Below are 23,558 nucleotides of genomic sequence, written 5' to 3' on the forward strand. Positions count from 1 at the left end.
CTCCTTCTAATCTAGATTAAATTCAATTCGGCATCGGGTCAAGCCCGACGCCGCACCCCGACCAGGCTCAGCCGAGCTCGTTGCCGACGACGCTCACGAAGGAGACGCAGCCGCCCGGGCGTCCGCCCAGGTTGTGGGTCAGGGCGTGGTGAGGGTCGGCGAGCTGACGCTGCTCCGCCTCACCCCTGAGCTGCAGCCAGGCCTCGAACAGCATCCGGAGCCCGCTCGCGCCGACCGGGTGGCCGAAGGACTTCAGACCGCCGTCGACGTTGACCGGGAACCGCCCGTCCGCGTCGAACTCGCCCGCGAGCACGTCCTTCCAGGCCTGGCCCGGAGCGGTGAACCCGAGGTCCTCCATCAGCAGGATCTCGGTGGGGGTGAAGCAGTCGTGCACCTCCGCGAACGAGAGCTCGGCCGCGGGGTTCGTGATGCCGGCCTGGGCGTACGCGTCCTGGGCGGACCGCACGACCTCGGGGAACGTCGTGAAGTCGTACGCCGGGTCCATGCCGCCTCGCATGGGTCCCGCAGCCAGCGCGAGTGCCTTCACGTAGATCGGCCGGTCGGTGTAGTCGAGGGCGTCCTCGGCGCGCACGATCATCGCCGCGGCCGAACCGTCCGACACCCCAGAGCAGTCGAAGACCCCGAGCCGGCCGGCGACCTTCGGCGCAGCCTCGATCTTCTCCTTGGAGACCTCGGACCGGAACTGTGCGCGGGAGTTGCGGGCGCCGTTGACGTGGTTCTTCCACGCGACGTGCGTCATCGCGTCGCGCATGGCTCCCGGGTCGACCCCGTACTTGGCGCAGTAGGCCGGGTCGAGGAGGGAGAACGCCGCCGGCGCCGTGAGCGAGAGCTCCGACGCCGTCCCGTCGGCGGGCGGATCGGTGCGCAGCAGGCCCGAGAACCCCGAGTCCTTGAGCTTCTCGACACCCACGGCCATGACGCGGTCGTAGGCGCCTGACGCCACGGCGTAACAGGCGTTGCGGAAGGCCTCCGACCCGGTGGCGCAGTAGTTCTCGACCCGGGTGACGGGCTTGTAGTCGATGCCGAGCGGACGGCTGAGAGCCAGGCCGGACTGGCCCGAGCCCAGCGTGCCCAGCCAGAACGCGTCGACGTCAGCGACACCCACGCCGGCCGAGGCCACGGCCTGGCCGACCGCGTCGACCAGCAGGTCGTCGGTCGAGCGCTCCCAGAGCTCACCGAACTGCGTGCACCCCATGCCGACGATGGCGACCTTGTCGGCGATTCCTCTGCTCGTCATGCTGACTCCTCGGTACCGATCCCGGCCTCGGTCGGGACGACCTTGGCCTTCCAGAAGTAGTTGTGGACGCCGCCGGCCACGAACAGGCTGCGGAACGTCATCTCGACCTCGGTCCCCACCTCGACCGAGGCCGGGTCGGCGTCGGCCACCTCGACCGCGCACCGCCCGCCGTCGTCGAAGTCGACGACGACGTCGACGACCGGCGGCGACGGCGAGTAGGCGAGGCGGTCGACCGTGTAGGTCGCCACCCGACCCCGAAGCCGGGACACCGGCGCCGGCTCCATCTGCTGCGACGCGCCACAGCTGCGGCAGACCGGAACGGGCGGCAGGTGCACGAACCCGCACTGGGTGCATCGTGCTCCGACGAAGCCGAACTTCCACCCTCCACCGCGCAACGACGGTGGTCCGGCCGGCCGTTCAGGCTCGGGCCGGCGCGGCATCTCCCGCGCGAGCAGGCCTCGCCACGACAGGTAGGTGGGGTACGGCACCGGCACACCGTCGGCGAGCTGGCGCTCGAGAGGCACCGGCTGCCGTCGCGCGGGCAGGAGATCAGTCGTGCGCAGCAGCCAGACGTCGGCGCCGTCGACCGCCGACACGAGGAGGATCGTCTGGCCGACCTCGGCGCGGTCGAGGACGTGGGCCAGGGCCACGAGCAGGTCGGACGCCCCGCTGAAGCCGAGGGGCGACGTGACGGTCGAGACCTGGCCCTTCACCAGCGCTCCCGCGCGCTTCACGACGGCCGAGTTGCCACTGGCGAGGACCACGTGGTCGACGGCATCCACACCGGCCTGCGCGAGGACACGGTCGACCGTGGTCCGCACGAGCTCGGCGTAGCGCTCGAACCCGAAGCGCTCCTCCCACTGCTCGCCGGTCACGCTCGTCGGGACGCGCCAGCGGTCGAGCAGCTCGCCTGTCGTCGAGGTCGAGGCGAGGACGTCGGCGACGCCGGGTCCCTCCCCGAGCACGAAGGCGGCAGCGCCGTCTCCCCCGAGCTTCTCGTCGGACGAGCCGGGCTTGCCCACGCGAACGTCGGCGGCCAGCACCAGGCCGCCTTGGGCGGATGCGGCACGGAGAGCTCCGGCGGTCGACCGGCCGGAGCCGATCAGGTCCGAGGCGAAGACGTGCGGGGGCAGCTGGAGCGCCGCATGGATCGCCGAGGCGTTGGTCTTGTCGAGGTACGCCGGACTGGTGGTCGCGAACCAGAGACTGTCGACCCGCTCGAGCTCGTCGGCCGGCAGCGCGCGGGCGGCGGCGACCGCCATCGTGGTGCTGTTCTCGTCGAACGACGCGACGGCCCGGTTCCCGCGCACACCGCTGTCGGACCCGAGGCGGTAGGCCGGGACGTAGCTCGCGTACGCGAGGATCGAGGTGGTCATCTCAGCGCACTCCCCGGAACAGCGCGGCGATGCCTTGGCCGCCGCCGATGCACATCGTCTCGAGCGCCCAGTCGCCCTCGCGGCGGCGCAGCTCGTGCAGCATCGTCGTGAGGATCCGGACGCCGGTGGCGCCGATCGGGTGTCCGAGCGAGATGCCCGAGCCATTGACGTTGAGCCGCTCGTCGAGGGCGTCGAGCGTGACGTCCCACCCGCGGAGCACCGCGAGCACCTGCACGGCGAAGGCCTCGTTGATCTCCACCAGGTCGAGGTCGTCGAACCCGATTCCCGCGCGGGCCAGCACCTTCTTCGCCGCACCCACGGGCCCGATCCCCATGCGGGACGGTTCGCACCCGACAGCGGCCCAACTGTCGAACCAGGCGATCGGCTCCAGACCGAGCTCCTCGAGCCGGTCCTCGGCGACCACGAGGCAGGCGGCCGCGGCATCGTTCTGCTGGGCAGCATTGCCGGCCGTGACGGTTCCGCCCGGCGTGAGCGTGCGCAGGCGGGCCAGCGACTCCGGACTGGAATCGGGACGGACGCCCTCGTCGCGGTCGAACACCACGGGATCGCCCTTGCGCTGCGGCACCTCGACGGCCACGACCTCCTCGGCGAAGACCCCGTTCGACCACGCGGCGGCGGCCCGCTGGTGGCTCCGGACAGCGAAGGCGTCGGAGTCCTCGCGCGAGATGCCGAAATCGGAGGCCAGGTTCTCGGCGGTCTCGATCATGCCGCTGATCTCGCCGAACCTCCACGAGGGCTGCGAGCGCTGGCGCCCGCGGTCGAGACGGTCGTACAAGGTCTGGTTCCCCGACCGTGATCCCCAGCGCGCGGTGGTCGTGTAGTGCTCGATGTTGCTCATCGACTCGACGCCGCCGGCGACCACGACGTCAGCGGCACCGGTCTGCACCGTCATCGCCGCCGTGATGACGGCCTGCAGTCCACCTCCGCAACGGCGGTCGGTCTGGAACCCGGGAACCTCGATCGGCAGACCCGCGTGGAGCGCCGCCCAGCGTCCGATGCACGGAGCCTCGGAGCTCGCGTACGACTGCGCGAAGGCGACGTCCTCGATCCGCTCCGGGTCGACGCCGCTGCGGGCGACGAGCTCCTTGATCACCCCGGCCGCGAGGTCCTCGGCGGCGACGGGACGAAGGGTTCCGCCGAAGCCGCCGACGGCGGTACGGACCGGTGCCACGATGGCGACGCGTCTCATGGGTGCTCCTGGTTCAGGGTCGGGATCCGGCCGAGGCCAGGGCCGACTCGGCCTCGGCGTCCAGCTCGGTGCGGTGGTCGGGGTGGGCGATCGCGATCATGCGTTCGATCCGCTGGTCGGTCGTCAGGCCGCGCAGGTCGGCGACACCGTGCTCGGTCACCACGACGATCTGCTCGGCGCGCGGGGTCGAGACTGGACCGTTCAGGGCCGCGACGATGCGCGAGGCTCCGCGGGCGACCGACGGCAGGGCGACGATCGGGACGCCTCCGGGCGATCCGGCAGCGCCACGGAGGAAGTCCATCGCTCCACCGACGGCGCCGACGTAACGACCGGCGGCGACCTCGGCGTTGACCTGTCCGGTCAGGTCGACCTCGATCGCGGCGTTGATCGCGGTCATCCGGTACGACGTGCGGAGGATCTCGGCGTCGTGGGTGTAGCGCGTGCTCCGCAGGGCGAGTCCCTGGTTGCGGTCGGCCCACGCGAACAGCTCGGCCGAACCGCCCAGGAGTCCGGCCACGGCGATGCCGCGGTCGTGCGTCTTCCACGCGCCGGTCGCGACCCCGCTCCGCACGAGGTCCATGGCGGTGTCGTTGAGGATGCCGGAGTGGATGCCGAGGTCGCGGTGCTCGCGCAGCTCCGCGAGCACTGCCTCGGGCAGCGCGCCGATGCCGAACTGCAGCGTCGCGCCGTCCGGCACCAGCGATGCCACGCGCCGCGCGACGGCCCGGGTCGTCTCGTCGACGGGCGGGGTCGGCATCTGCCCGGGCACCTCGTCGGAGTGCACGACGGCCGCCAGCGAGTCGCGGTGGAGGCGCCGCGCGTCCGGCGTGCGGGGGACGTGGGGATTGACCTCGGCCAGCACCACACGAGCCGTCTCGACCGTGCCGGCGAAGTAGTCGTCGGCCAGCCCCATCCAGTGGTAGCCCTCGTCGTCGGCCGGCGACACCTGGACCAGGACCACGTCGGCGCGCAACGCACCGCTGCCCAGGAGGTCGGGCAGGGTCGAGTAGTGGACCGGCAGGATCCGCAGCCGATCGGCGGCGTGCATCGCGGCGTTCGTGCCCGAACCGCAGTACGACACGGCGTCGATCGAGCCGACGGTGTCGACGGTCAGGCTCGACCCGGCGGGGATGCCGACGAAGCAGGTCAGCTCGCCGATCCGGTCGGCCTGCTCGACCAGGAGACGGCTGAGGGCCCTCGGCTCGGAGCACGCCTGCCCCCAGGTGACGACGTCACCCGGTCGGACGTGCTGCGTCAGGTCGAGCCACTCGGGATCGGACATGGTCGTCACCTCAGTTGGTCCCGCCCTCTTTCCAGCGGTCCGCGGACGGGTCGAGCAGCTGGGTCAGGTTGCCGTCGGGCAGCCAGACGAGCGCTTCGAGCTCGAGCGCGTCGAAGAATCGCGTCCGACCGGTGCGCAGGTCGGTGACGCGAAGACGGGTCGAGTTGCCCCTGGCGTCGACCTCGACGGCGACCTCGGCGAACTCACTGCCCACGACGGCTCCTTCCGGTGACTCGAACGGGCCCCGGCCACCGAGCGACACGGTCCCCGCCTGCTCGGACTCGCTCATACGAGGAACCCCAGGGTCGGGACGACCTTGTCGTGGTCGACCAGGACGACCTTCTTGTACGCCAGACGGATCTGGTCGCCCTCGCGGCGCAGGCGGTACGTCGTGCGCCCACCCCAGATCGTGTTGCCGCGCTGGCGCGACTCGAACACGATGAAGTTGGCACCGATCTCGAGATCGACTCCGCCGTCGCCGTTCGCGCGGCCCCCGAGGAGCTCCACGTTCGAGATCAGGCGACGCAGGTTCGACGGCGGCGCCTGGGCGTACCGCTTCCCGGTCTTGACCTGCTTCATGCGGGTCGAGATGCGGCTGCGGTTGTCGAAGATGATCGACACGTTCCGGGTCGGGTCCGCGGTCAGGTCGTCACCCGGGACCCAGTAGATGGCGTCGTCGGTCCACAGCGCCTCCCAGGCGTCGTAGTCGTTCTCGTCGGCCAGACGCGCCTCGCGATAGAGGTACTGCTCGACCTCGCGGACGTCCCAGCCGTCCGGGACGGGCCCGAGTGCGTCCGGGTCCGGCGCCTCGGTGGCAGCAGACGCGGCGAGGGGGGCGGCAGTCTCGGTCATCGGTCACGCCTCCATGAGGGACTTGTAGTGCTTCCAGAAGCCGCGCATGCCGGTCTCGTCGGTCGCGGCACCGATCGTGAACCCGTTCTCGTCCGTGCTCTCGCGGCCGAGGCCGCGACGCACGTCGAGCCACTCGGGGTCGAGCATCTCGACGCCGCGCTGGTTGCGCTCGTACATCTCGGTGTCGTCGGCCAGCAGCATGCCGGCCGGGCCGACCGATCCGATCGACTGCGACACCATGCGCCGGTTGAGCTCCGGCGCCCCGCCGAGCTGCACGGCGGTCGAGTACTGCACGCACTCGCCCACGGCGTTCGGCTGGATGTTGAAGACCTGGATCTCGGCGATGAACAGGTTGGGGAAGATCATGACGTGGGGCGCACCCTCGATCATGCGACGCTCCGCGTCGTCGCCGTAGACCTCGTTCATGCGACCCACGTACTCCGGGACGCGCTCGGGCGTCGTGCCGAACCACCGCATGGGCTCGCCGAACTTGCGGAACTCCGGTCGCAGGTCGTTCTCGCTGTGCCCGTTGCCGAGGCTGCGGGTCACGGCGGTCGAGCTGTCGCTGTAGAGCGCGCCGATGGGGCTGCCGGTCACGCCGAAGATCGAGCCGTGCACGAACTGCGGGTGGTAGCCGTCCGTCTCGTTCTCAGCGAGGAACTTCCAGTTCGAGCGGGTCTTGTGCTTGAGCCATCCGGCGTCGAGCTGCACCGTGCCCTCGGGCGAGAGCCCGACGAGGCGGTCGATCTCGCCCTTGGCGGAACCGAGGTGCTCGATCAGGGTCGGCCCTTCCTTGGCCATCGAGGCGAAGACGAAGCCTGCGTAGGAGTCGACCCGCGGGACCTGGCCCATGCCGAGTCCGTCGAGCTTGCCCTTGCCGCCGTACCCCTTGTTGTAGGGGTAGCCGAGGAGCTCGCCGCTGTTGCGGTAGGTCCACCCGTGGTACGGGCAGCGGAACGAGCTGGAGTTGCCCTTGTCGTCGTCGCAGACCTGCAGGCCGCGGTGCGCGCAGCGGTTGATCAGCACGTGGACGGCACCCTCGCGGTCGCGCGTCATGATGACGTCCTGCGTCGCGAACTGCTTGCGCACGTAGTCGTTCGGCTCGGGGATCTCGCTCTCGTGCCCGATGAAGACCCAAGTGCGGAACCAGATCTTGCGCAGCTCCTCGCCGAAGATCTGCGGATCGGTGTAGACCGAGCCGTGCACCTTGTCGGCACGGATCAGCTGGTCGTACGTGCCCTGCACGTCGGCGGGCGGCACCAGGGAGGTCATGGCGGCTCCTGTTCGTTTAATCAAGATTAGATTAACACAGCGCCGGCGACGAGCACAGGCCCCCGGTCCCGCTGGTTGAGGTGTGAGGAGCCCTGGCGACGAGCCTCGAAACCTCGGTCACGACCTGGGGGCCGGCACCCCTTTCGAGGCTCGTTCCTCGCACCTCAAGGGGCGGGGCTCCGCCCACGGGGTCGGCTAGACGAGAACGCCCGTGGAGACCTGCTCGACGAGCCGAAACTTCTGGATCTTTCCGGTCGGCGTGGTGGGCAGTCCGTCGGCATCGACGAACACGACCCGCTTGGGCACCTTGAACCGTGCGAGGTTGTCGCGACAGTGCGCGATCAGCTCTGCCTCGGTGACGGTCGCCCCCGGCGAGCGCACGACCACGACGCAGCCGATCTCGCCCCAGCGGTCGTCCACCAGCCCGATCGCGTACACCTGGCTCACGGAGTCGAGGGCCGCGAGGACGTCCTCGACCTCCTTGGGCATGACCAGCTCGCCGCCGCTCTTGTAGAGCTCCTTGCTGCGACCGGTCAGGGCCAGGTAGCCGTCCGGTCGGACCTTGCCGAGGTCGCCCGACCGCACCCACCCCTCGTCGGAGAGAGCCGCGGCGGTCTCGGCGGGCTTGCCCCAGAACCCCTTCATCATGGTGGGCCCGGAGGAGCGCAGCTCTCCCGTCGACCCTTCGGGCAACGGCTCGCCGGTCTGCGGGTCGATCGTGTCGTAGACGCAGATCGCGTCAGCGCCGTCGACACCTGCGGCGCCGGCCAGCTTGGGCCGACCCACCGTGGTCGAGGTCAGCTCGAGGGCATCCTCAGGCAGGGTCAGCGTCATGGCACCGCCGCACTCGGTCATGCCGTAGCCGGTCACGATCTCCGAGACGCCGAACTCCTTCTCGACCTGCTGCCACAGCCAGACCGGGGCCGGCGCGGAGCCGCACAGGATCGCCGAGAGGCTGCTCAGGTCGTAGGAGCCTCGGGCCGGGCTCTCGACCATCGCGACCGCCATGGTCGGCACGCAGAGGATGTCGTCGGCACGGTGGCGTTGGATGCCGGCGAGGTAGCCCTCGGCCGAGAACGAGGTCTGCAGGATCACCGCTCCCCCGACCCACATCGCCGAGAGGATCCCCTCCACGTACCCGAACATGTGGTAGCAGGGCAGGGAGAAGAGGATCCGACGGCCGTCGTCATACGCACGGTGCAGGGCCGAGGCGTAGGCCGTCCGCTGCACCGCGTCGTGAGTCACCAGCACGCCCTTCGGCGACCCGGTGCTGCCGCTCGTGTAGAGCATGTCGCCGATGTCGTCCGGGCGATGCGTCGCCCGGTCCGACGCACCCGCGTTCTCCCGTCCGAGGTCCTCGAGCTCGGCGAGGGTCAGAGCTCCCGCCCGCTCGCGGCCGTCGGTCGACAGCACGACGACCTGGCGCAGCTCGTGCGGGAAGCCCGCTGCCGGCTCGCGCCGGAGGTCGGCGTACGCCGGCAGGTCCCAACCGGGAACGATCTCGTCGAGCATGCCGAGGTAGTCGAGCCCGGAGAACCCGGTCATCGTGAGCAGCACGCTGCACCCGGACTGCTGAAGGACGTACCCGAGCTCCTCCTTGCGGTAGAGGAAGTTGAACGGGATCGCGATGGCCCCGAGGCGGGCGACCGCGAACTTGAAGGGCACGAACTCCGGGAAGTTCGCCAGCAGCATGCCGACCCGGTCGCCGGCCGTCACGCCGAGCTCGACCAGGGCGTCGGCGATGACGCGCGAACGGTCCGCGACCTCGCGGTAGGTCAGCGTGACGTCGTCGGTGATCACGAACGGCCGGTCCGGGTAACGGTCGGCACAGTGGTCGAGGAACGCGTCGAGGGTGCGCGGCTCCCAGACCGGCACCTGCTCACGGAGCGCGGCGCGGCGGGCGTCGATCGATGTCGTCATGCTGTCTCTCTCCCTGGTGGTCCGAGCCCGGTCAGACGAGCTCGCGGTAGGTGCCGTCGACCACGTGGTCGACGACCTTGAACTTGCGGACCTTGCCGGTCGGCGTGAGCGGCAGGTCGTCGGACACGAACCACCGGCTGGGGATCTTGAACCGCGCGAGCCGCTCCCGCAGGAACGCGTCGAGCTGCGCCCGCAGGTCGGCCGGCTCCTCGCCGCGCACCGTGATGACGACGCCGACGATCTCGCCGAGGCGCTCGTCGGGCAGACCCACGACCGTCGCGCTCAGCACGGAGTCGTGCGCGACGAGGGCGGTCTCGATCTCGGCGGGGGCGATGTTCTCGCCGCCGCGGATGATGAGCTCCTTGAGTCGGCCGGTCAGGGTGATGTAGCCACGCTCGTCGAGGGACCCCAGGTCGCCGGTGTGCACGTATCCCTCGCGGTCCACGGCATGGCTCGTGGCATCCGGATCATGCAGGTACTCGATCATCTGCTGGTAGCCGCGGGCACAGATCTCGCCGGGCTCGCCCAGTCCGACGACGTCTCCGGTCACGGGATCGACGATCTTGACGTCGACCTGCGGCAACGGGTGCCCGACGGTCAACAGCTGGTCGTCACGCGAGTCCCCCGGCCGCGTGGCCGACAGCACCGGCGCCAGCTCGGTCTGGCCGAACAGGTTGATGACCGAGGCTCCGAACACGCGCTCGGCGGCCTCGATCATGCTGGCGGGCACGTTGGCGGCACCGCCCATGACGGTGTGCAGCTGCGGCGGCTCGGCGTCACTCGTGCGCTGCACCTCCAGCAGCGCCCCCAGCACGGCCGGCACGTAGAACAGCACGCTGGCGTTCTCGGCTCGCATCGTCTCGAGGACCGGCGCCGGCGCGAACTGCTCGATGAGCACCTCGGTGCCACCGATCGAGCACGGGCCGAGCGTGCCGATCACGCACGCGGCCGTGTGAAACATGGGCAGCGGGTTGACGCAGACGGCTCCCTCAGGGACCTCGACGAAGGCCATCGTCATGCGGGCGACGTTGACGAGCGACCGGTGCCGCAGCAGCACGCCCTTGGGGTTGCCGGTCGTGCCCGACGTGTACTGCAGCATCACGGGCGCGTCCGGATCGGTGGGCGCGGCATCGATGACGGCGGGGTCGGCCTCGTCGGCCCGCCAGGCCGAGCGGTCCGCCAGGCTGACGACCTTCAGGTCGGGGAGGTCGGCGCCCAGACCGCGGGCCACGGCAGCGAGGTCGTCGTCGCGCACCCGCTCGGCGTGCAGCAGCACGGTGCTGCGCGAGTGGGTCACGGTGTACTCCAGCTCGGCACGGCGGAACGCCGGGTTGAGCGCCACGAGGGTCACCCCGGCGAGCGCGGCGCCGTACTCGATGAGCGGCCACTCGACGTGGTTCGGCGACCACAGCGCCACGTGCTCGCCCGGCGCCGCGAGCCTCGACAGCCCCGTGGCCACGCGGCACGCCTCGGCGTAGAGCTCGCGGTAGGTCAGGCGCACCGCGCTGCCGTCGATCGAGGTGCCGATCAGGGCGAGTCGATCGGGGTAGGTCTCGGCCTGCTGTGCCAACAGGCCCCCGACCGTCGTGTCGACCAGGTCGTAGGACGTGTCGGCCGGCAGGATGGCCGGCTGGTGGGTCGTCGTGGTCATGCGTCTCTCCCGGGGGTGGTTCCGAATCGCGGTGCGCGGCGTTCGGCGAACGCCGCGACTCCCTCCGCGAAGTCGTCGCTGCCGAACAGGTCGGCCTGGTTCTGCACCTCGAGCTCGAGCACGGCGGCGGGATGGCGGGGCTCGCCCGAGAGCGTGCGCTTCACGACACCGAGCGCCCCTGCGGCCATCGAGGCGAGGTGATCGGCGTCCTCGAGCGCCGCGTCCAGCGCCGCCCCGGGGTCGACCGCACGGTCGACCAGGCCGAGCGCCACGGCGGCGTCACCCGAGACCGGGTCGGGGAACATCAGAAGCTGCTTGGCGCGGTGGGGCCCGACCCGCGCCGCCAGCGAGGCGAAGATCCCCATGTCACCGGCAAGCCCGACGCGCGAGAACGTCGGCGCGAAGCGGGCCTCACGCGAAGCGACCACCCGGTCGCAGGCGAGTGCCAGCGACATCCCCGCGCCGTAGGCGGCACCCTCGACCGCCGCGACGACGGGCTTGCTCGTGCCCCAGATCGCCCGGATGATCCGCTGGGCTGCCTGCGCGCGCGGCACGGCCTCGTCGCGCGACATGCGCCGCATCGACGCGATGTCGCCGCCGGAGCAGAACGTCGGCGCCGCTCCGGTCAGCACGACCGCGCGGACCCGGATCGCACCGTCGGCCGCCTCCAGTGCCTCCGCGAGTGCCACCCGCGTGGGCATGTCGATCGCGTTGCGGACCTCCGCGCGGTTGATCGTGACGACGCGGACCGGTCCACGGTCCTCGCTCAGCACCAGCTCGGCCGAAGAGCCGGCCGGGTCCGGGCTCATCGTCCCGTGAACGTCGGAGTGCGACGCTCGATCACGGCCGCCAGGCCCTCGCGGGAGTCCGACGTGCCAGACAGCTCCGAGACGACACGCGCCTCCTCCGCGAAGCGCTCGTCGACGCTCGCGCCGACTCCGCCCCACACGAGTCGCTTGGTCGCGGAGACCGCGAGCGGCGGCATCGCGGCGATCGTCCGGGCCAGGGCCAGGGCTTCCTCGGCCAGGTCGGCCTCCGGCACGACGCGGTTGACGATGCCGAGCTCGTACGCCTCCGCGGCGGTCAGCGTGGGATTGGTGAGCAGCAGCTCGAGGGCCTTGCGGAGACCGACGATCTGGGCGAGCGTCACGGTCGTACCCCCGTCGGGCGCCATGCCGACGCGGACCGCTCCGGAGAAGAACTTCGCCGTGTCGGCAGCGATCACGAGATCGGCGGCGCACACGAACCCGAACCCGGCTCCCCCCGCGGCGAAGCCCTGGACCGCGGCGATCAACGGCGCCTTGAGCTGGATCATCGCGCCGGTCGCGATCTGCAGCCACGCGGTGGCCGAGCGCAGGTGCTGGGGCAGGTCCTCACCCTTGGAGGCGAACGACTTGACGTCGCCTCCCGTGCAGAAGTTCCGGCCTTCGCCGGTCAGCAGCACGACGCGCACGTCGGGCTCGGCGTGACAACGCAGCACCGCCTCGTGCAGCAGCTTCAGGTTGTCGACGTCGACCGCGTTGGACGACTGAGGACTGTTCAGGCGCAGGTGCGCGACGCCGTCGTCGTCCAGATCGAGCAGAACGGGGCCATCCGTGATCAAGCCGGTCATCGCTTCGATCCCTTCGTCGTGAAGTCCTGGACGCCGGCCTCGCCGGCCTCCCCGGAGATGTGGTCGACCACCGCGTCGAGCTCGAGGTCGAGACCGCTCTCGAGATCGAGCTCGAGACCGTGCCGCACCAATGACTTGATGCCTCTCAGGGCATCGGGGCGTCGCGACGCGAGCCGCCCGACGAAGGCGTCGACGTCGGCGTCGAAGGTCTCCGGCGGGTAGGCGTGGAGGGCCAACCCCCACTGCTCGGCCTGTGCGCCGGACAGGCGCTCGCCACTCAGCACGTGGCCGAGCGCCCGCGACCTCCCGACCAGTCGGGCGAGCCGTTGCGACCCGCCACCGCCCGGGATCTGGCCGAAGTTGACGTGGTTGTCGCTGAGCCGCGCGTCGGTGCGCACCAGCGCGATGTCGACGGCCTGCACCAGCTCGAAGCCACCGGCCATCGCGACGCCCTCGACCACCGCGACGACGGGCTGGTCGATCTCTCCGACGGCTCGACAGGCCCCGCGGAACGCCAGGAAGAGCTCCCGCAGCGCCTCGGGACCCTCGGCGCGAAGCCGCTGGACCTCGCCGAAGTCACCACCAGCGCAGAAGTTGCCGCCGGCACCGCGGATCGTGATGACGGTGACGTCCTCGCGTCCGCCCAGGTCGCGGACCGCGGCCTCGAGCGCGCGTCCGAGATCGGTCGAGATCGCGTTCATCTGGTCGGGTCGGTTCAGGACGACGGCACCGACCCGCCCCTCCACCGAGACCTCGACGACACTCACATGCCTCGCCCCCCGCTGACCTCGAGGACCGTGCCGGTCATGTAGCTCGACAGGTCGGAGGCGAGGAAGGCCACGACGGCCGCGACCTCGGCCGGCTCGCCCGCGCGGCGCATCGGGATCGTCGCTTCGGTGGCGGCGAATGCCTCGGGCGACATGGCGGCGGTCATGGGCGTCTTGATCAGGCCCGGCTGGATCGCGTTGACGCGGACGCCGTGGTGGGCGAGCTCCTTGGCCGCCGCCTTCGTCATGCCGACCACGCCGGCCTTGGCCGCGCTGTAGTTGGTCTGGCCGGGGTTGCCGACCTTGCCCGACATCGAGGAGAGGTTGATGATGCTGCCGGACTTCTGCTCGCGCATGACGGCCGAGGCGGCACGGATGCCGAGCCAGGTGCCGCGCAGGTGGACCGTCACGACGGCGTCGAAGTCTTCGAGCGTCATCTTCTTGAGCGACGCGTCGCGGGTGATGCCGGCGTTGTTGACCAGGACGTCGAGCCCACCGAGGTATTCGGTGGCGCGGTCGACGAGGCGCTGCACGTCGTCCTCCGACGTCACGTCGCAGCCGAGCCCGAGGGCCCGCTCCCCGATCCCGGCGGCCGCCTCGACGGCTCGCGCCTCGTCGAGGTCGGCCAGGACGACCGAGGCACCGTGCTCGTGGAGCGACCGGGCGATCTCCAGGCCGATGCCCTGGGCAGCGCCGGTGACGACGGCGCGGCGGCCCTCGAGCAGGCCGCTCACCCGAAGTACCGCACGATCGAGGTGACGACGGCGGCCGGCTTGGCGCTGCCCTCGATCTCGATCGTCGTGGTCATGACGCCCTGGACGGCACCGTCGAGCTGCTGCGTCGCGTCGAGGACCACGCTTCCGCGGATGCGCGCGCCGGCCGGAACCGGCGCGATGAACCGGACCTTGTCGAGCCCGTAGTTGACCGCCATCGCCACGTTCTCGACCTCGTACACCTGGTGCATGAACACCGGCAGCATCGAGAGGGTCAGGAAGCCGTGCGCGATCGTCCCGCCGAACGGGCCGTCGGCCGAGCGCTCCGGGTCGACGTGGATCCACTGGTGGTCGCCCGTCGCGTCGGCGAACAGGTCGATGCGGGCCTGGTCGACCTCGACCCAGTCGCTCTGGCCGAGCTCGGACCCGGCCGCGGCGGCGAAGGCACTGATGTTCTCGAAGGTCTTCACGGATTCCTCTTCGTCGGCTCTCGTTTTCGAATTGAATCTAAATTAGAGTAAGCCTGTCGTCAACGTCACACCGCGCCACTCACCTGGGAGCACCATGGATCTCGGACTGTCCTCCGCCCGCGTCGTCGTGACCGGTGGTGCGTCCAACATCGGCCGGGCGATCGTGCACGGATTCGCTCGCGAGGGCGCCCGGGTCCTGGTCGCCGACATCGACGCTGCCCAGGCCGACCGGGTCCGGCGCGAGGCCGTGGAGCTCGGCGCGGCCGACGCCGCGGTGAGCGTCGGCGACCTCGTCGAGCCGGGCGTCGCCGACGCTGCGGTGCAGCAGGCCGTCGAGACCTGGGGCGGCCTCGACGTCGTGGTCAACAACGCCGGGTGGAGCCGTGGCGAGTTCATCGCGAAGGACGACGACCGCGACCGGTGGCGTCGCCTGATCGACGTCAACCTCGTGGCGCTGGTCGAGATGACCCGTGCGGCGATCCCGGCCCTGCGCGAGTCCGGCGGCGGCTCGATGACGTTGATCTCGAGCGAGGCCGCCTTCGGCCAGATCCGTCAGGGCGTCTACGGCGCCACGAAGGCCGCCGGCGTCGCCCTCGCGCGAACCGTCGCGCGGGAGCACGGTCGCCACGGGATCCGCTCCAACATCGTGTGCCCCGGCCTCGTGGTCCCCGATGGCGCCGACGCCGTCGGGGCGTCGAGCCTGTGGGCCGACGGCACCGACACGGTGTTCAACGACGCCCAGTCCGAGTACCTGCTCAAGGACACCCCGCTGAACCGCCTCACGAACGCCGACGACGTGGCGCACGCGGTGCTCTGGCTCTCGTCACCGCTCGCCGCGCGTCAGGTGACCGGCCAGCTCTTCAGCGTCAGCGGCGGGTACACGATGCCATGACGACGACCCGCGACCCCAGCGCACCGACCACCGTCGACACGCGCGACCGCATCCTCGTGGCGGCCGCGAACGTGCTGGCGCGACGCGGGTTCGCCGAGGCCAAGCTGCGCGAGATCGCCGACCTCGCCGCCGTGCGCCCTCCGGCCGTGTACTACTACTTCAGCTCCCGCGAGGAGCTGCTCGCCGAGGTCCTGCACACCGGACAGCAGCGGGTGCGCCTGCACGTGGCGTCCGCACTGGCCGCGCTCCCGGCGGGCACCGACCACGAGACCCGGATCGCAGCGGCGTGCGCGGCCCACCTGAGCATCCAGACCGCGATGGCCGACTTCGCCCGGGCCGTCTCGCGCAACATCGCCCACGCCCACGGACCTGCCCACGAACAGCTCCACCGCGAGAGCGAGGCGTATCACGACCTCTGGCGCGGACTGCTCTCCGCTGCCGCCGCCGACGGCGCGATACGGACCGACCTCGACCTCAGCACGGCACGCATGTTCGTCATCGGCGCCCTCAACGGGTCCACCGAGTGGTTCCACGGCACGGACGACACCGAGCGGCTGATCGAGCAGGCGCAGGCGCTGGTGCGTCACGGGCTCCGTCCACCGAGGCCCACGAGACCACATCGATCGACGAAAGGCTCTCCATGACTGACCAGACCGACGCCCCCTCCACCGTCCGACCGGGCGATCCGAGCTTCCTCGACCACTACCGCCGCGCATGGTCCTCGGGCGACGAGGACCTCCTGCGCACGGCGTTCGCCGAGGACGGCGTCTACATCGACACCGGCATGGGCCACACCTACACCGGTGTCCACGACGTCGCCAGGTTCTTCCGCCACATGCTGAGGTTCTCCAGCGACACCTTGGTCGACTTCACCTCGATCGTCGTCGACGGCGAGTCCTTCACCGCCGAGTGGACCTGGTCCGGCACGGCCGACGGACCCCTGTCGCTGGGAGACCAAGTCCACCCGGCGACCGGGCGGACGTACTCGGTGCCGGGCGTCGCCGTCTGCCGCGCGGACGCCTGCGGCCGGGTCACCTATCACCGCGACTACTACGACGTGCGCGACCTCGCGCGCCAGGTCGGCATCGATCTCTGACGAGCGAGGGCGCCCTTTCCCTCGTTTTTGATTCTGTGTTAAATTCCTGACGCGCCGAGTGGCGCCCCTTCCGAGAGGACACCTGTCATGCCCGAGGCCTACATCGTCGATGCCACCCGGACCGCCGTCGGACGCCGCAAGGGCGGCCTGGCCGGGGTGCACCCCTCCGACATGGCGAGCCATGTCATCCGCACCCTCGTCGAGCGCAACGACTTCGACCCGGAAGCCATCGACGACGTCGTGCTCGGCTGCCTCGACCAGATCGGAGCGCAGGCCGGCGACATCGCGCGCACCGCTGCCCTGGGCGCCGGGCTGCCCGAGAGCGTCCCCGGCGTGACGATCGATCGCCAGTGCGGCTCCGCTCAGCAGGCCGTGCACTTCGCGGCCCAGGGCGTCATGAGCGGCACGCAGGACGTCGTCATCGCCGGCGGCGTGCAGAACATGAGCGTGTACCCGATCCTCAGCGCCTTCTCCGCGGCCGAGCCGTACGGCTGGACTGATCCGTGGACCGGCAACGAGGGCTGGGAGGCGCGTTACCCGGGCGAGGAGATCTCGCAGTTCCGCGGGGCCGAGCTGATCGCCGAGAAGTGGGGCATCTCCCGCGAGGACAACGACGCGTTCGGGTACCAGAGCCACCAACGCGCGATCGCCGCCCAGCAGGCCGGATACTTCGACCGCGAGATCACCCCCCTCGCAGGACTGGCCGTCGACGAGGGCCCGCGGCCCGACACGACGCTCGAGAAGATGGCCAGCCTCCGGACCCTGTCGCCCGGCGGCACGATCACCGCGGCCGCCTCGAGCCAGATCTCCGACGGCGCCTCGGCCATGATCATCGCCTCCGAGGCGGCCGTGAAGCGCTTCGGCTTCACCCCGCGCGCCCGCATCCACCACCTGTCGGTGCGCGGCGACTCCCCCGTCATGCTGCTGTCGGCCCCGATCCCGGCGACGCAGCACGCCCTCAAGCGCACGGGCATGTCGATCGACGACATGGACACGGTCGAGATCAACGAGGCCTTCGCGCCCGTGGTGCTCGCGTGGCTCAAGGAGATCGGCGCCGACCCGGCCAAGGTCAATCCCAACGGCGGCGCGATCGCCCTCGGTCACGCGATCGGCAACACCGGCACCCGCCTGATGACGACGATGCTCCACGAGCTCGAGCGCACCGGCGGCCGCTACGGCCTGCAGACGATGTGCGAGGGCGGCGGTCAGGCCAACGTCACGATCATCGAGCGCCTCGGATGAAGCGCGAGCTCTACGACGCCGACCACGAGGCGTACCGCTCTACGGTGCGCGAGTTCCTCGCCCGCGAGGTGGCTCCGTTTGCCGAGCAGTGGGACGCCGACCGCTGGATCGACAAGTCCGTCTTCGCCAAGGCCGCGGCTGCGGGCATCTACGCCCTGCGCGTCCCCGAGGAGTTCGGTGGAGCAGGGGTGACCGACTACCGGTTCCGCCAGATCGTCTGCGAGGAGATCGGCCGCATCAACGCACTCTCCTTCGGCCTGACCCTCGGACTGCAGGACGACCTGGTGTTCGCCTACCTCGCCGACCTGACGAACGACGAGCAGCGGAAGCGTTGGCTCCCGGGCTTCGCGTCCGGCGAGCTCATCGGCGCCCTCGCGATGACCGAGCCAGGTGCCGGCAGCGACCTGCGCGGCATGCGCACGTCGGCCCGACGCGACGGCGACCACTACGTGATCAACGGCCAGAAGACCTTCATCTCGAGCGGCATCATGGCGGACTTCGTGATCCTGGCCGTCCAGACCGACTCACAGGCAGGGTCCCGCGGTTTCAGCATCGTCGTGGTCGAGGACGGGACGCCGGGGTTCGGACGCGGGCGCAAGCTCGACAAGCTCGGACTGCCCGGCCAGGACACCGCCGAGATCTTCTTCGAGGACTGCCGGGTACCGGTCGAGAACCTCCTCGGCGAGGAGGGGCGGGGCCTGCAGTACCTCATGAGCCACCTCCCGCAGGAGCGCCTCGGCATCACGATCATGGCGATGGCGACCTCGCGGGCGATCCTCGACATGACGATCTCGTACACGAAGGAGCGCACCGCCTTCGGCCAGTCGATCGCCGACTTCCAGAACACCCGGTTCGAGCTCGCGACGATGGAGACCGAGCTCGACGTCGCCGAGGCGTACACCGACAAGAGCGTGCTGGCCTTCAACGCGGGCGAGCTCTCGGCGACCGAGGCCGCCAAGGGCAAGTGGTACCTCAGCGAGCTGCAGAAGCGCGTCATCGACCGCTGCCTGCAGCTGCACGGCGGCTACGGGTTCATGAACGAGTACCCCGTCGCCAAGGCGTACAGCGACACCCGCATCCAGACGATCTTCGGTGGCACCACCGAGATCATGAAGGAGCTCATCGGCCGCGAGATCGTCGCGCGCTGACCCGACCGGCCTCGCACCTCCCGGCCGCCCGCCGGTTGAGGTGCGAGGCCGCCCGCGGCCGAGCCTCGAAACCACGGTCACGCGATGGGCCGAGGCACCCGTTTCGAGGCTCGCTCGTTCCTCACTCACACCTCAAGGGGCGGTCGGCTCACGGCTCCAGGACGATCTTCCCGAGCACACCACCGGCCGCGAGCTGCTCGACCGCAGAGGCGCCGTCGGCCAGAGGGGCCCGCTGCGTCACCGCCGGACGCAGGCCGCCGACCACGAGGTCGTCGACACCTCCGGCCACCACTGCGAGCAACGTCGGGTCCGCGCGCAGGGCCTCGCCCCACCCCGCGCCCAGCACACCGACGTTCCTCAGCAGCAGACGGTTGACCTTGACCGACGGGATGCCGCCGCCGGCGAACCCGACCACGACGAGGCGGCCGTCGTGCGCGAGGCAGCGGACGGCGTCGTCGAAGGCGTCTCCCCCGACCGGGTCGATCACGATGTCGGCACCACGACCACCGGTCAGCTCACGCACCTGCGCAGCCCAGCCGTCGCGCAACGGGACGACCTCGTCGGCACCGACCTCCCGCACGAAGTCGTCAGCCCCCTCGCGGTGGACGACACCGATGACCCGCGCGCCGAGCGCACTGGCGACCTGGATCGCCGCCGTCCCCACTCCACCCGCCGCACCGAGCACCACGACCGTCTCGCGAGGCTCGAGCCGCGCTCGCACCACCAGTGAGAAGTAGGCCGTCTGGTGGTTGGCGAGCAGGGCCACCGCCTCGGTGTCGTGGAGCACGTCGGGGGTGCGCAGGACGAGTCCGGGCGCCACCGCCACCCGCTCGGCATATCCGCCGATCCCGGGCAGGGCCATCACCCGGTCACCTGCTGACCAGCCCGATCCAGCGGGGGCGGACACCACGGTGCCCGCCACTTCCGAGCCCGGGACGAACGGGGGCTCGACCCGGCCCTGGTACTCGCCCCTCATCAGCAGCAGGTCGGGATAGTTCACCCCCGCGGCCCCGACTCGGATGTGCACCAGGTCGGCACCGACCGGCTCGTCGACGTCGACGAGCTCGAGCGCCGACGGTCCGGTCAGCGACGTGAGCCGGAGAGCCTTCACCCGAGGGGGTTCTTGCCCTGCGTGACGTTCGAGAGGTCGGTGATCTCCGACCAGCGCTCCGCGACGAGCCCGACCGACGGCGGCTCGGCGAAGCGCACACCCTCGTTCTGGAACTGGGCGACCCGCTGCACCTGCCCACCGCCGACGACGAAGACCGAGCCGGTCTCGGTGGACTCCTCGGTCAGCAGGTAGCCCACGACGGGTGACACGAAGGTCGGCGGCAGCTTCTCGAGGAACTCGGCCGGAGCGATGTCCTCGGTCATGCGCGTCGCAGCGAGCGGTGCGACCGCGTTCGCGAGGATCTTGTTGCGGGCACCCTCGATCGCGAGCGTGTTCACCAGCCCGACCAGTCCGAGCTTGGCGGCGCCGTAGTTGGCCTGCCCGAAGTTGCCGAACAGACCACTCGTCGACGTGGCCATGACGACACGGCCGAAGTTCTGCTCGCGGAAGTACGGCCACGCGGCACGCGTGACGTGGTAGCCGCCGTACAGGTGGACCTGCAGGACGGCGTCCCACGCAGCGTCGTCCATCTTGGCGAAGCTGCCGTCGCGGAGGATGCCGGCGTTGTTGACGACGCCGTGGACGGTCCCGAACGTGTCGACCGCGGTCTTCACCAGCGCCGCGGCGCCGTCGGCGGTGGCCACGCTGTCGTAGCTCGCGACCGCCTCGCCGCCGGCGTCGACGATCTCCTTCACCACGGCGTCGGCCATCGCAGAACCGGCACCGGAACCGTCGCGGGCACCGCCGAGGTCGTTGACCACGACCTTCGCGCCCTCCCGGGCCACGGTCAGCGCGTATTCACGACCCAGCCCACCCCCGGCACCGGTGACGATGACGACCTTGTCCTGGACTCCACTCATGGCATCTCCTTGCGGCGTCAGGGCCGCGGATTCAGATCAGCGCGACCCGGACGGACCGCTTTTCTATCCTATGTTAAATTCGATGTCCACGACCAGAGAGGGGCCGCTCCATGGAATCGGACCAGCCCGATGACGTGACCGTCGAGGAGATCAGCGACGCGGTCGCCCGCATCCCACTGCCCCTGCCGTTGGCGGAGCTGCGCTCGGTCAACTGCTACGCCGTGCGCGGTCCCGACGGACTCACCCTGATCGACCCGGGCTGGGTCTGGACGGAGACGACGACCGCTCTCGAGTCCGGCCTCGCGGGGCTCGGCCTCGCGCTCGACGACGTGTCACGCATCCTCATCACGCACTCGCACTGGGACCACTACAGCCAGGCGTACCGCTGGCACCTCGAGCGCGGAACCGACCTGTACCTCGGTGCCGGCGAGCGGCACAGCATCCAGGCCTGGAAGGACCTCGACGGCGCGTTCCCGCTGCAGGTCGGGCTCCTGCAGCGGGCGGGCGACGGAGCACGGGCCGATCTGCTCGAGCACCACCCGGTGTCCGAGACCGAGCGAAGCACCGACTTCGGCGATCCCACGACCTACCTCGACGGCGGCGAGACCCTGACCGGGTCCGACGTGCCGATCGGGGTCATCTCGACACCAGGCCACACCCGCGGCCACCTCGTCTTCGAGGACCTCACGCACCAGATGCTCTTCACGGGCGACCACGTGCTCCCGCGCATCACCCCATCGATCGCGTACGAGCGTGCGCCCGACCGGTTGGCGCTGCGCTCGTACCTGTCGTCGCTGCAGCTGCTGCTCGACCGACCGGACGCCACGATGCTCCCGGCGCACGGACTGCCGACGAGCAGCGTGCACGCACGTGTCACCGAGCTGATCGCTCACCACGACGACCGGTTGAAGGTCGTCGGCGACCTGGTGGCCCAAGGAGAGCGAACCGCACTCGACGTCGCCTCCGGCATGACGTGGACCCGACGCGAGAAGTCCCTCGCGGAGCTCGGCGACGACCACTCCTGGACCGCGGTGCTCGAGGCAGCGGCCCACCTGGAGCTGCTCGTGTGGCGAGGCGACCTGACGAAGGACGACTCCGGCCCGGTCGACCTCTACTCCGTCGCGTGATCGATCGTCACCGCAGGACGAGAACGAGGCAGACCACCCCGACGACCGCGAGCCATCCGTCGAACAGCGGCTGGACACGGGTGCCGCGCAGCTCCATGAACTCGAGGGCGACGAACCGCGCCTTCACGAAGGCCACCGCCGCCGCGACGGCCGCCGCACCTCGCCCGGAGAGCAGGTCGTGCGCAGAGCTGGTCGTGAACCACAGGGCGACCAGCGTCAGGGTGACGAGCAGGACGAAGACGGCCTGCACGCGACGTACCTGCGCACCGTCGGCTGTGCTGATGGCGTCGCTCATGCATGGCTCCCGATGTAGACGAACGAGAAGATCAGGATCCAGAGCAGGTCGACCATGTGCCAGTAGCCCGCGGCGCCCTCGACGAACCGCGTCGAGACACGCCGGCCCCCAGGTCGCACCGACCGTCGCCAGGTCACCAGCAGCAACGTGCCGATCGCGACGTGCATCAGGTGCAGGCCGGTGAGCGCGTAGTAATAGGTGAAGAACGTCGAGGACGTCAGCGTGTGGCCGTCACCGATCTCCAGCGTGTACTCGACGACCTTGACCACCGCGAAGCATGCCGACAGCACGAGTGCACCGGCGAGCGCCGCGCGCGGGTCGCCCCCCGATCGATGGGTCTGGACGGCCCGGACCACCAAGAACGACGACGTCAGCAGGACCAGCGCGTTCGCCAGGCCCAGCGCGACGACCAGGTGGGAGGCCTCGGCGACGAACCCGGCTCGATCCGACCCGAAGTCCCAGAGGTAGGCGATGAAGAACGCCGCGAAGACCGACATGTCCGCCAGGAGGAATCCCCACAGCCACGGCTCAGCCGGGCCCTCACGTCGCCTGCCAGTCTCAGCACGGGCCGTCACGCCCGCGGTCACTGGACGACCTCGCCCACGAGATCGGCCGACGTCGCGGGCGCGTCGTCGTCCTCGGGCAGGAGGGCCTGGTGCCGGACGAACAGTCCCATCACGAGCAGGAACACCGAGTACGTCGTGAGCGCGAGCCAGAAGATCAGGATGCCGTTCCAGGCGAACGGCCCGCGGTGGACGACCAGCGCCAGGACGTCGAAGCTGAACGTGAACGCGATCCAGCAGTTGAGGTAGCCCATCCACCGTGGGAAGGGCGACGCATCGTCGAACAGCGCGGACGCCGCGACGGCCAGGTTCTGGATGATGAACGGCATGATCGGCGTGATGAACAACAGCCACGCGAGGTCGTTGAGCATGACCGTCAGCTCGGGGTCCCGCTCGGGCCGGAACGCGATGATCGCCATGATCAGCATCGGCACGAAGAGCAGCACGGCCGTCACCGTGCCGGAGACGAGCTGGACCAGGGAGACGAGCCGTGCCCCCGGCTCACCGGTGTCCATCAGGTGCGAGATCGCCGCGACCAGCGGGCTCAACAGCGAGACGCCGATCGTCGCGAGCCCGATGCCCAGCACCACGTGCATTCCGCCGGCGTAGAACTCGACGACCTTCGACTCGGAGTCGTCTGGCCCGAGCGGGAACGGCAGCACCCCTGCGATCAGCCAGCCCGCGAACGCCACGGCGATGACCGCCGGCCCGATCCATCCACACACCAGAAGGGCGCGACGTCGCAGCGACAGCGGCGGGGGCACCTCGGCTACGGGCACTCGGGGCACGGCAGTGAGCGTCATGACGGCTTCTCTCTTGGGACCTGACGACGGCGGACGCG

Annotated in this window: 25 protein-coding genes; 6 read left to right on the plus strand and 19 right to left on the minus strand. The window is 70.4% G+C overall.

Annotated elements, in window-relative coordinates; all coding sequences use genetic code 11:
- Window positions 1–67: 67 nt before the first annotated feature.
- From ABD127_RS16585 to ABD127_RS16650, 14 genes are all read right to left on the minus strand, one after another.
- On the minus strand, window positions 68–1,258 hold the full coding sequence (locus ABD127_RS16585; RefSeq protein ID WP_344203538.1) for an acetyl-CoA acetyltransferase: 1,191 nt from the start codon (window positions 1,256–1,258) through the stop codon (window positions 68–70).
- Complete coding sequence (locus tag ABD127_RS16590; RefSeq protein WP_344203540.1) at window positions 1,255–2,634, minus strand: OB-fold domain-containing protein; 1,380 nt, start codon at window positions 2,632–2,634, stop codon at window positions 1,255–1,257. The genes ABD127_RS16585 and ABD127_RS16590 overlap by 4 nt, the downstream gene beginning before the upstream one ends.
- A 1-nt stretch (window position 2,635) precedes the next feature.
- Window positions 2,636–3,844 (minus strand): acetyl-CoA C-acetyltransferase, encoded by a 1,209-nt coding sequence (locus tag ABD127_RS16595; RefSeq protein ID WP_344203542.1) that lies wholly within the window; start codon window positions 3,842–3,844, stop codon window positions 2,636–2,638.
- Between the two features lie 13 nt (window positions 3,845–3,857).
- Window positions 3,858–5,126, minus strand: coding sequence for an acetyl-CoA hydrolase/transferase family protein (locus tag ABD127_RS16600; protein ID WP_344203543.1), 1,269 nt, complete (start codon window positions 5,124–5,126; stop codon window positions 3,858–3,860).
- 10 nt (window positions 5,127–5,136) lie between these two features.
- Complete coding sequence (locus ABD127_RS16605; protein ID WP_344203545.1) at window positions 5,137–5,340, minus strand: hypothetical protein; 204 nt, start codon at window positions 5,338–5,340, stop codon at window positions 5,137–5,139.
- Between the two features lie 71 nt (window positions 5,341–5,411).
- Window positions 5,412–5,978 (minus strand): aromatic-ring-hydroxylating dioxygenase subunit beta, encoded by a 567-nt coding sequence (locus ABD127_RS16610; protein ID WP_344203548.1) that lies wholly within the window; start codon window positions 5,976–5,978, stop codon window positions 5,412–5,414.
- A 3-nt stretch (window positions 5,979–5,981) separates the two neighbouring features.
- Window positions 5,982–7,250, minus strand: coding sequence for an aromatic ring-hydroxylating oxygenase subunit alpha (locus ABD127_RS16615; protein ID WP_344203549.1), 1,269 nt, complete (start codon window positions 7,248–7,250; stop codon window positions 5,982–5,984).
- Window positions 7,251–7,445: 195 nt separating this feature from the next.
- Complete coding sequence (locus ABD127_RS16620; protein ID WP_344203552.1) at window positions 7,446–9,170, minus strand: class I adenylate-forming enzyme family protein; 1,725 nt, start codon at window positions 9,168–9,170, stop codon at window positions 7,446–7,448.
- Window positions 9,171–9,201: 31 nt separating this feature from the next.
- Window positions 9,202–10,821, minus strand: coding sequence for a class I adenylate-forming enzyme family protein (locus tag ABD127_RS16625; protein ID WP_344203555.1), 1,620 nt, complete (start codon window positions 10,819–10,821; stop codon window positions 9,202–9,204).
- Window positions 10,818–11,630, minus strand: coding sequence for an enoyl-CoA hydratase/isomerase family protein (locus ABD127_RS16630; protein WP_344203558.1), 813 nt, complete (start codon window positions 11,628–11,630; stop codon window positions 10,818–10,820). The genes ABD127_RS16625 and ABD127_RS16630 overlap by 4 nt, the downstream gene beginning before the upstream one ends.
- Complete coding sequence (locus ABD127_RS16635; protein ID WP_344203560.1) at window positions 11,627–12,433, minus strand: enoyl-CoA hydratase/isomerase family protein; 807 nt, start codon at window positions 12,431–12,433, stop codon at window positions 11,627–11,629. The genes ABD127_RS16630 and ABD127_RS16635 overlap by 4 nt, the downstream gene beginning before the upstream one ends.
- Complete coding sequence (locus tag ABD127_RS16640) at window positions 12,430–13,200, minus strand: enoyl-CoA hydratase/isomerase family protein (RefSeq protein WP_344203562.1); 771 nt, start codon at window positions 13,198–13,200, stop codon at window positions 12,430–12,432. The genes ABD127_RS16635 and ABD127_RS16640 overlap by 4 nt, the downstream gene beginning before the upstream one ends.
- Window positions 13,197–13,934 carry a 3-oxoacyl-ACP reductase FabG gene (gene fabG / locus ABD127_RS16645; protein WP_344203563.1) on the minus strand — a complete coding sequence of 246 codons (738 nt, stop codon included), beginning with the start codon at window positions 13,932–13,934 and terminating at the stop codon, window positions 13,197–13,199. Before fabG ends, ABD127_RS16640 begins: the two co-directional genes overlap by 4 nt.
- Window positions 13,931–14,383: a MaoC family dehydratase gene (locus ABD127_RS16650; RefSeq protein WP_344203564.1), complete on the minus strand. Its 453-nt coding sequence runs from the start codon at window positions 14,381–14,383 to the stop codon at window positions 13,931–13,933. The genes fabG and ABD127_RS16650 overlap by 4 nt, the downstream gene beginning before the upstream one ends.
- A 94-nt stretch (window positions 14,384–14,477) precedes the next feature.
- On the opposite strand from ABD127_RS16650, the gene ABD127_RS16655 reads away from it, so the two are divergent.
- From ABD127_RS16655 to ABD127_RS16675, 5 genes are all read left to right on the plus strand, one after another.
- The gene (locus tag ABD127_RS16655; RefSeq protein ID WP_344203567.1) at window positions 14,478–15,275 is read left to right on the plus strand and encodes an SDR family NAD(P)-dependent oxidoreductase; all 798 of its coding nucleotides are present in this window, start codon (window positions 14,478–14,480) and stop codon (window positions 15,273–15,275) included.
- The gene (locus tag ABD127_RS16660; RefSeq protein WP_344203570.1) at window positions 15,272–15,919 is read left to right on the plus strand and encodes a TetR/AcrR family transcriptional regulator; all 648 of its coding nucleotides are present in this window, start codon (window positions 15,272–15,274) and stop codon (window positions 15,917–15,919) included. The genes ABD127_RS16655 and ABD127_RS16660 overlap by 4 nt, the downstream gene beginning before the upstream one ends.
- Entirely contained in the window at window positions 15,916–16,371 is a 456-nt protein-coding gene (locus ABD127_RS16665) for a nuclear transport factor 2 family protein (RefSeq protein WP_344203572.1), read from the plus strand. Before ABD127_RS16660 ends, ABD127_RS16665 begins: the two co-directional genes overlap by 4 nt.
- A gap of 87 nt (window positions 16,372–16,458) precedes the next feature.
- A complete protein-coding gene (locus ABD127_RS16670; protein ID WP_344203574.1) occupies window positions 16,459–17,613 on the plus strand; it encodes an acetyl-CoA C-acetyltransferase in 1,155 nt (384 codons plus the stop codon).
- Window positions 17,610–18,761, plus strand: a complete 1,152-nt coding sequence (locus ABD127_RS16675) for an acyl-CoA dehydrogenase family protein (protein ID WP_344203575.1) — start codon at window positions 17,610–17,612, stop codon at window positions 18,759–18,761. Before ABD127_RS16670 ends, ABD127_RS16675 begins: the two co-directional genes overlap by 4 nt.
- Window positions 18,762–18,909: 148 nt before the next feature.
- On the opposite strand, the gene ABD127_RS16680 is transcribed toward ABD127_RS16675, so the two are convergent.
- Together ABD127_RS16680 and ABD127_RS16685 are read right to left on the minus strand one after the other, a co-directional pair.
- Window positions 18,910–19,872, minus strand: a complete 963-nt coding sequence (locus tag ABD127_RS16680) for an NADPH:quinone oxidoreductase family protein (RefSeq protein ID WP_344203576.1) — start codon at window positions 19,870–19,872, stop codon at window positions 18,910–18,912.
- A complete protein-coding gene (locus tag ABD127_RS16685; protein WP_344203577.1) occupies window positions 19,869–20,732 on the minus strand; it encodes an SDR family oxidoreductase in 864 nt (287 codons plus the stop codon). Before ABD127_RS16685 ends, ABD127_RS16680 begins: the two co-directional genes overlap by 4 nt.
- A 110-nt stretch (window positions 20,733–20,842) precedes the next feature.
- Here ABD127_RS16685 and ABD127_RS16690 point away from each other — a divergent pair, with 110 nt between their 5' ends.
- Window positions 20,843–21,859 (plus strand): MBL fold metallo-hydrolase, encoded by a 1,017-nt coding sequence (locus tag ABD127_RS16690; RefSeq protein WP_344203579.1) that lies wholly within the window; start codon window positions 20,843–20,845, stop codon window positions 21,857–21,859.
- Between the two features lie 7 nt (window positions 21,860–21,866).
- On the opposite strand, the gene ABD127_RS16695 is transcribed toward ABD127_RS16690, so the two are convergent.
- The 3 genes from ABD127_RS16695 to ABD127_RS16705 all read right to left on the minus strand — a co-directional run bounded on the left by ABD127_RS16695 (window position 21,867) and on the right by ABD127_RS16705 (window position 23,520).
- On the minus strand, window positions 21,867–22,154 hold the full coding sequence (locus ABD127_RS16695) for a cytochrome C oxidase subunit IV family protein (protein ID WP_344203580.1): 288 nt from the start codon (window positions 22,152–22,154) through the stop codon (window positions 21,867–21,869).
- Window positions 22,151–22,651, minus strand: a complete 501-nt coding sequence (locus ABD127_RS16700; protein ID WP_344203582.1) for a cytochrome c oxidase subunit 3 — start codon at window positions 22,649–22,651, stop codon at window positions 22,151–22,153. The genes ABD127_RS16695 and ABD127_RS16700 overlap by 4 nt, the downstream gene beginning before the upstream one ends.
- A gap of 86 nt (window positions 22,652–22,737) precedes the next feature.
- On the minus strand, window positions 22,738–23,520 hold the full coding sequence (locus ABD127_RS16705; protein ID WP_344203584.1) for a hypothetical protein: 783 nt from the start codon (window positions 23,518–23,520) through the stop codon (window positions 22,738–22,740).
- Between the last annotated feature and the right edge of the window lie 38 nt (window positions 23,521–23,558).

The sequence above is a fragment of the Aeromicrobium alkaliterrae genome (genome assembly GCF_039529015.1).
GTDB classification, from domain to species: Bacteria; Actinomycetota; Actinomycetes; order Propionibacteriales; family Nocardioidaceae; genus Aeromicrobium; species Aeromicrobium alkaliterrae.

Bases quoted from the DNA above. Each gene is read 5' to 3' on its own strand.
- ABD127_RS16585 (WP_344203538.1), bottom strand. From the start codon at position 1,258: ATGACGAGCAGAGGAATCGCCGACAAGGTCGCCATCGTCGGCATGGGG.
- ABD127_RS16590 (WP_344203540.1), bottom strand. From the start codon at position 2,634: ATGACCACCTCGATCCTCGCGTACGCGAGCTACGTCCCGGCCTACCGC.
- ABD127_RS16595 (WP_344203542.1), bottom strand. From the start codon at position 3,844: ATGAGACGCGTCGCCATCGTGGCACCGGTCCGTACCGCCGTCGGCGGC.
- ABD127_RS16600 (WP_344203543.1), bottom strand. From the start codon at position 5,126: ATGTCCGATCCCGAGTGGCTCGACCTGACGCAGCACGTCCGACCGGGT.
- ABD127_RS16610 (WP_344203548.1), bottom strand. From the start codon at position 5,978: ATGACCGAGACTGCCGCCCCCCTCGCCGCGTCTGCTGCCACCGAGGCG.
- ABD127_RS16615 (WP_344203549.1), bottom strand. From the start codon at position 7,250: ATGACCTCCCTGGTGCCGCCCGCCGACGTGCAGGGCACGTACGACCAG.
- ABD127_RS16620 (WP_344203552.1), bottom strand. From the start codon at position 9,170: ATGACGACATCGATCGACGCCCGCCGCGCCGCGCTCCGTGAGCAGGTG.
- ABD127_RS16625 (WP_344203555.1), bottom strand. From the start codon at position 10,821: ATGACCACGACGACCCACCAGCCGGCCATCCTGCCGGCCGACACGTCC.
- ABD127_RS16630 (WP_344203558.1), bottom strand. From the start codon at position 11,630: ATGAGCCCGGACCCGGCCGGCTCTTCGGCCGAGCTGGTGCTGAGCGAG.
- ABD127_RS16635 (WP_344203560.1), bottom strand. From the start codon at position 12,433: ATGACCGGCTTGATCACGGATGGCCCCGTTCTGCTCGATCTGGACGAC.
- ABD127_RS16655 (WP_344203567.1), top strand. From the start codon at position 14,478: ATGGATCTCGGACTGTCCTCCGCCCGCGTCGTCGTGACCGGTGGTGCG.
- ABD127_RS16660 (WP_344203570.1), top strand. From the start codon at position 15,272: ATGACGACGACCCGCGACCCCAGCGCACCGACCACCGTCGACACGCGC.
- ABD127_RS16665 (WP_344203572.1), top strand. From the start codon at position 15,916: ATGACTGACCAGACCGACGCCCCCTCCACCGTCCGACCGGGCGATCCG.
- ABD127_RS16670 (WP_344203574.1), top strand. From the start codon at position 16,459: ATGCCCGAGGCCTACATCGTCGATGCCACCCGGACCGCCGTCGGACGC.
- ABD127_RS16675 (WP_344203575.1), top strand. From the start codon at position 17,610: ATGAAGCGCGAGCTCTACGACGCCGACCACGAGGCGTACCGCTCTACG.
- ABD127_RS16685 (WP_344203577.1), bottom strand. From the start codon at position 20,732: ATGAGTGGAGTCCAGGACAAGGTCGTCATCGTCACCGGTGCCGGGGGT.
- ABD127_RS16690 (WP_344203579.1), top strand. From the start codon at position 20,843: ATGGAATCGGACCAGCCCGATGACGTGACCGTCGAGGAGATCAGCGAC.
- ABD127_RS16695 (WP_344203580.1), bottom strand. From the start codon at position 22,154: ATGAGCGACGCCATCAGCACAGCCGACGGTGCGCAGGTACGTCGCGTG.
- ABD127_RS16700 (WP_344203582.1), bottom strand. From the start codon at position 22,651: ATGTCGGTCTTCGCGGCGTTCTTCATCGCCTACCTCTGGGACTTCGGG.
- ABD127_RS16705 (WP_344203584.1), bottom strand. From the start codon at position 23,520: ATGACGCTCACTGCCGTGCCCCGAGTGCCCGTAGCCGAGGTGCCCCCG.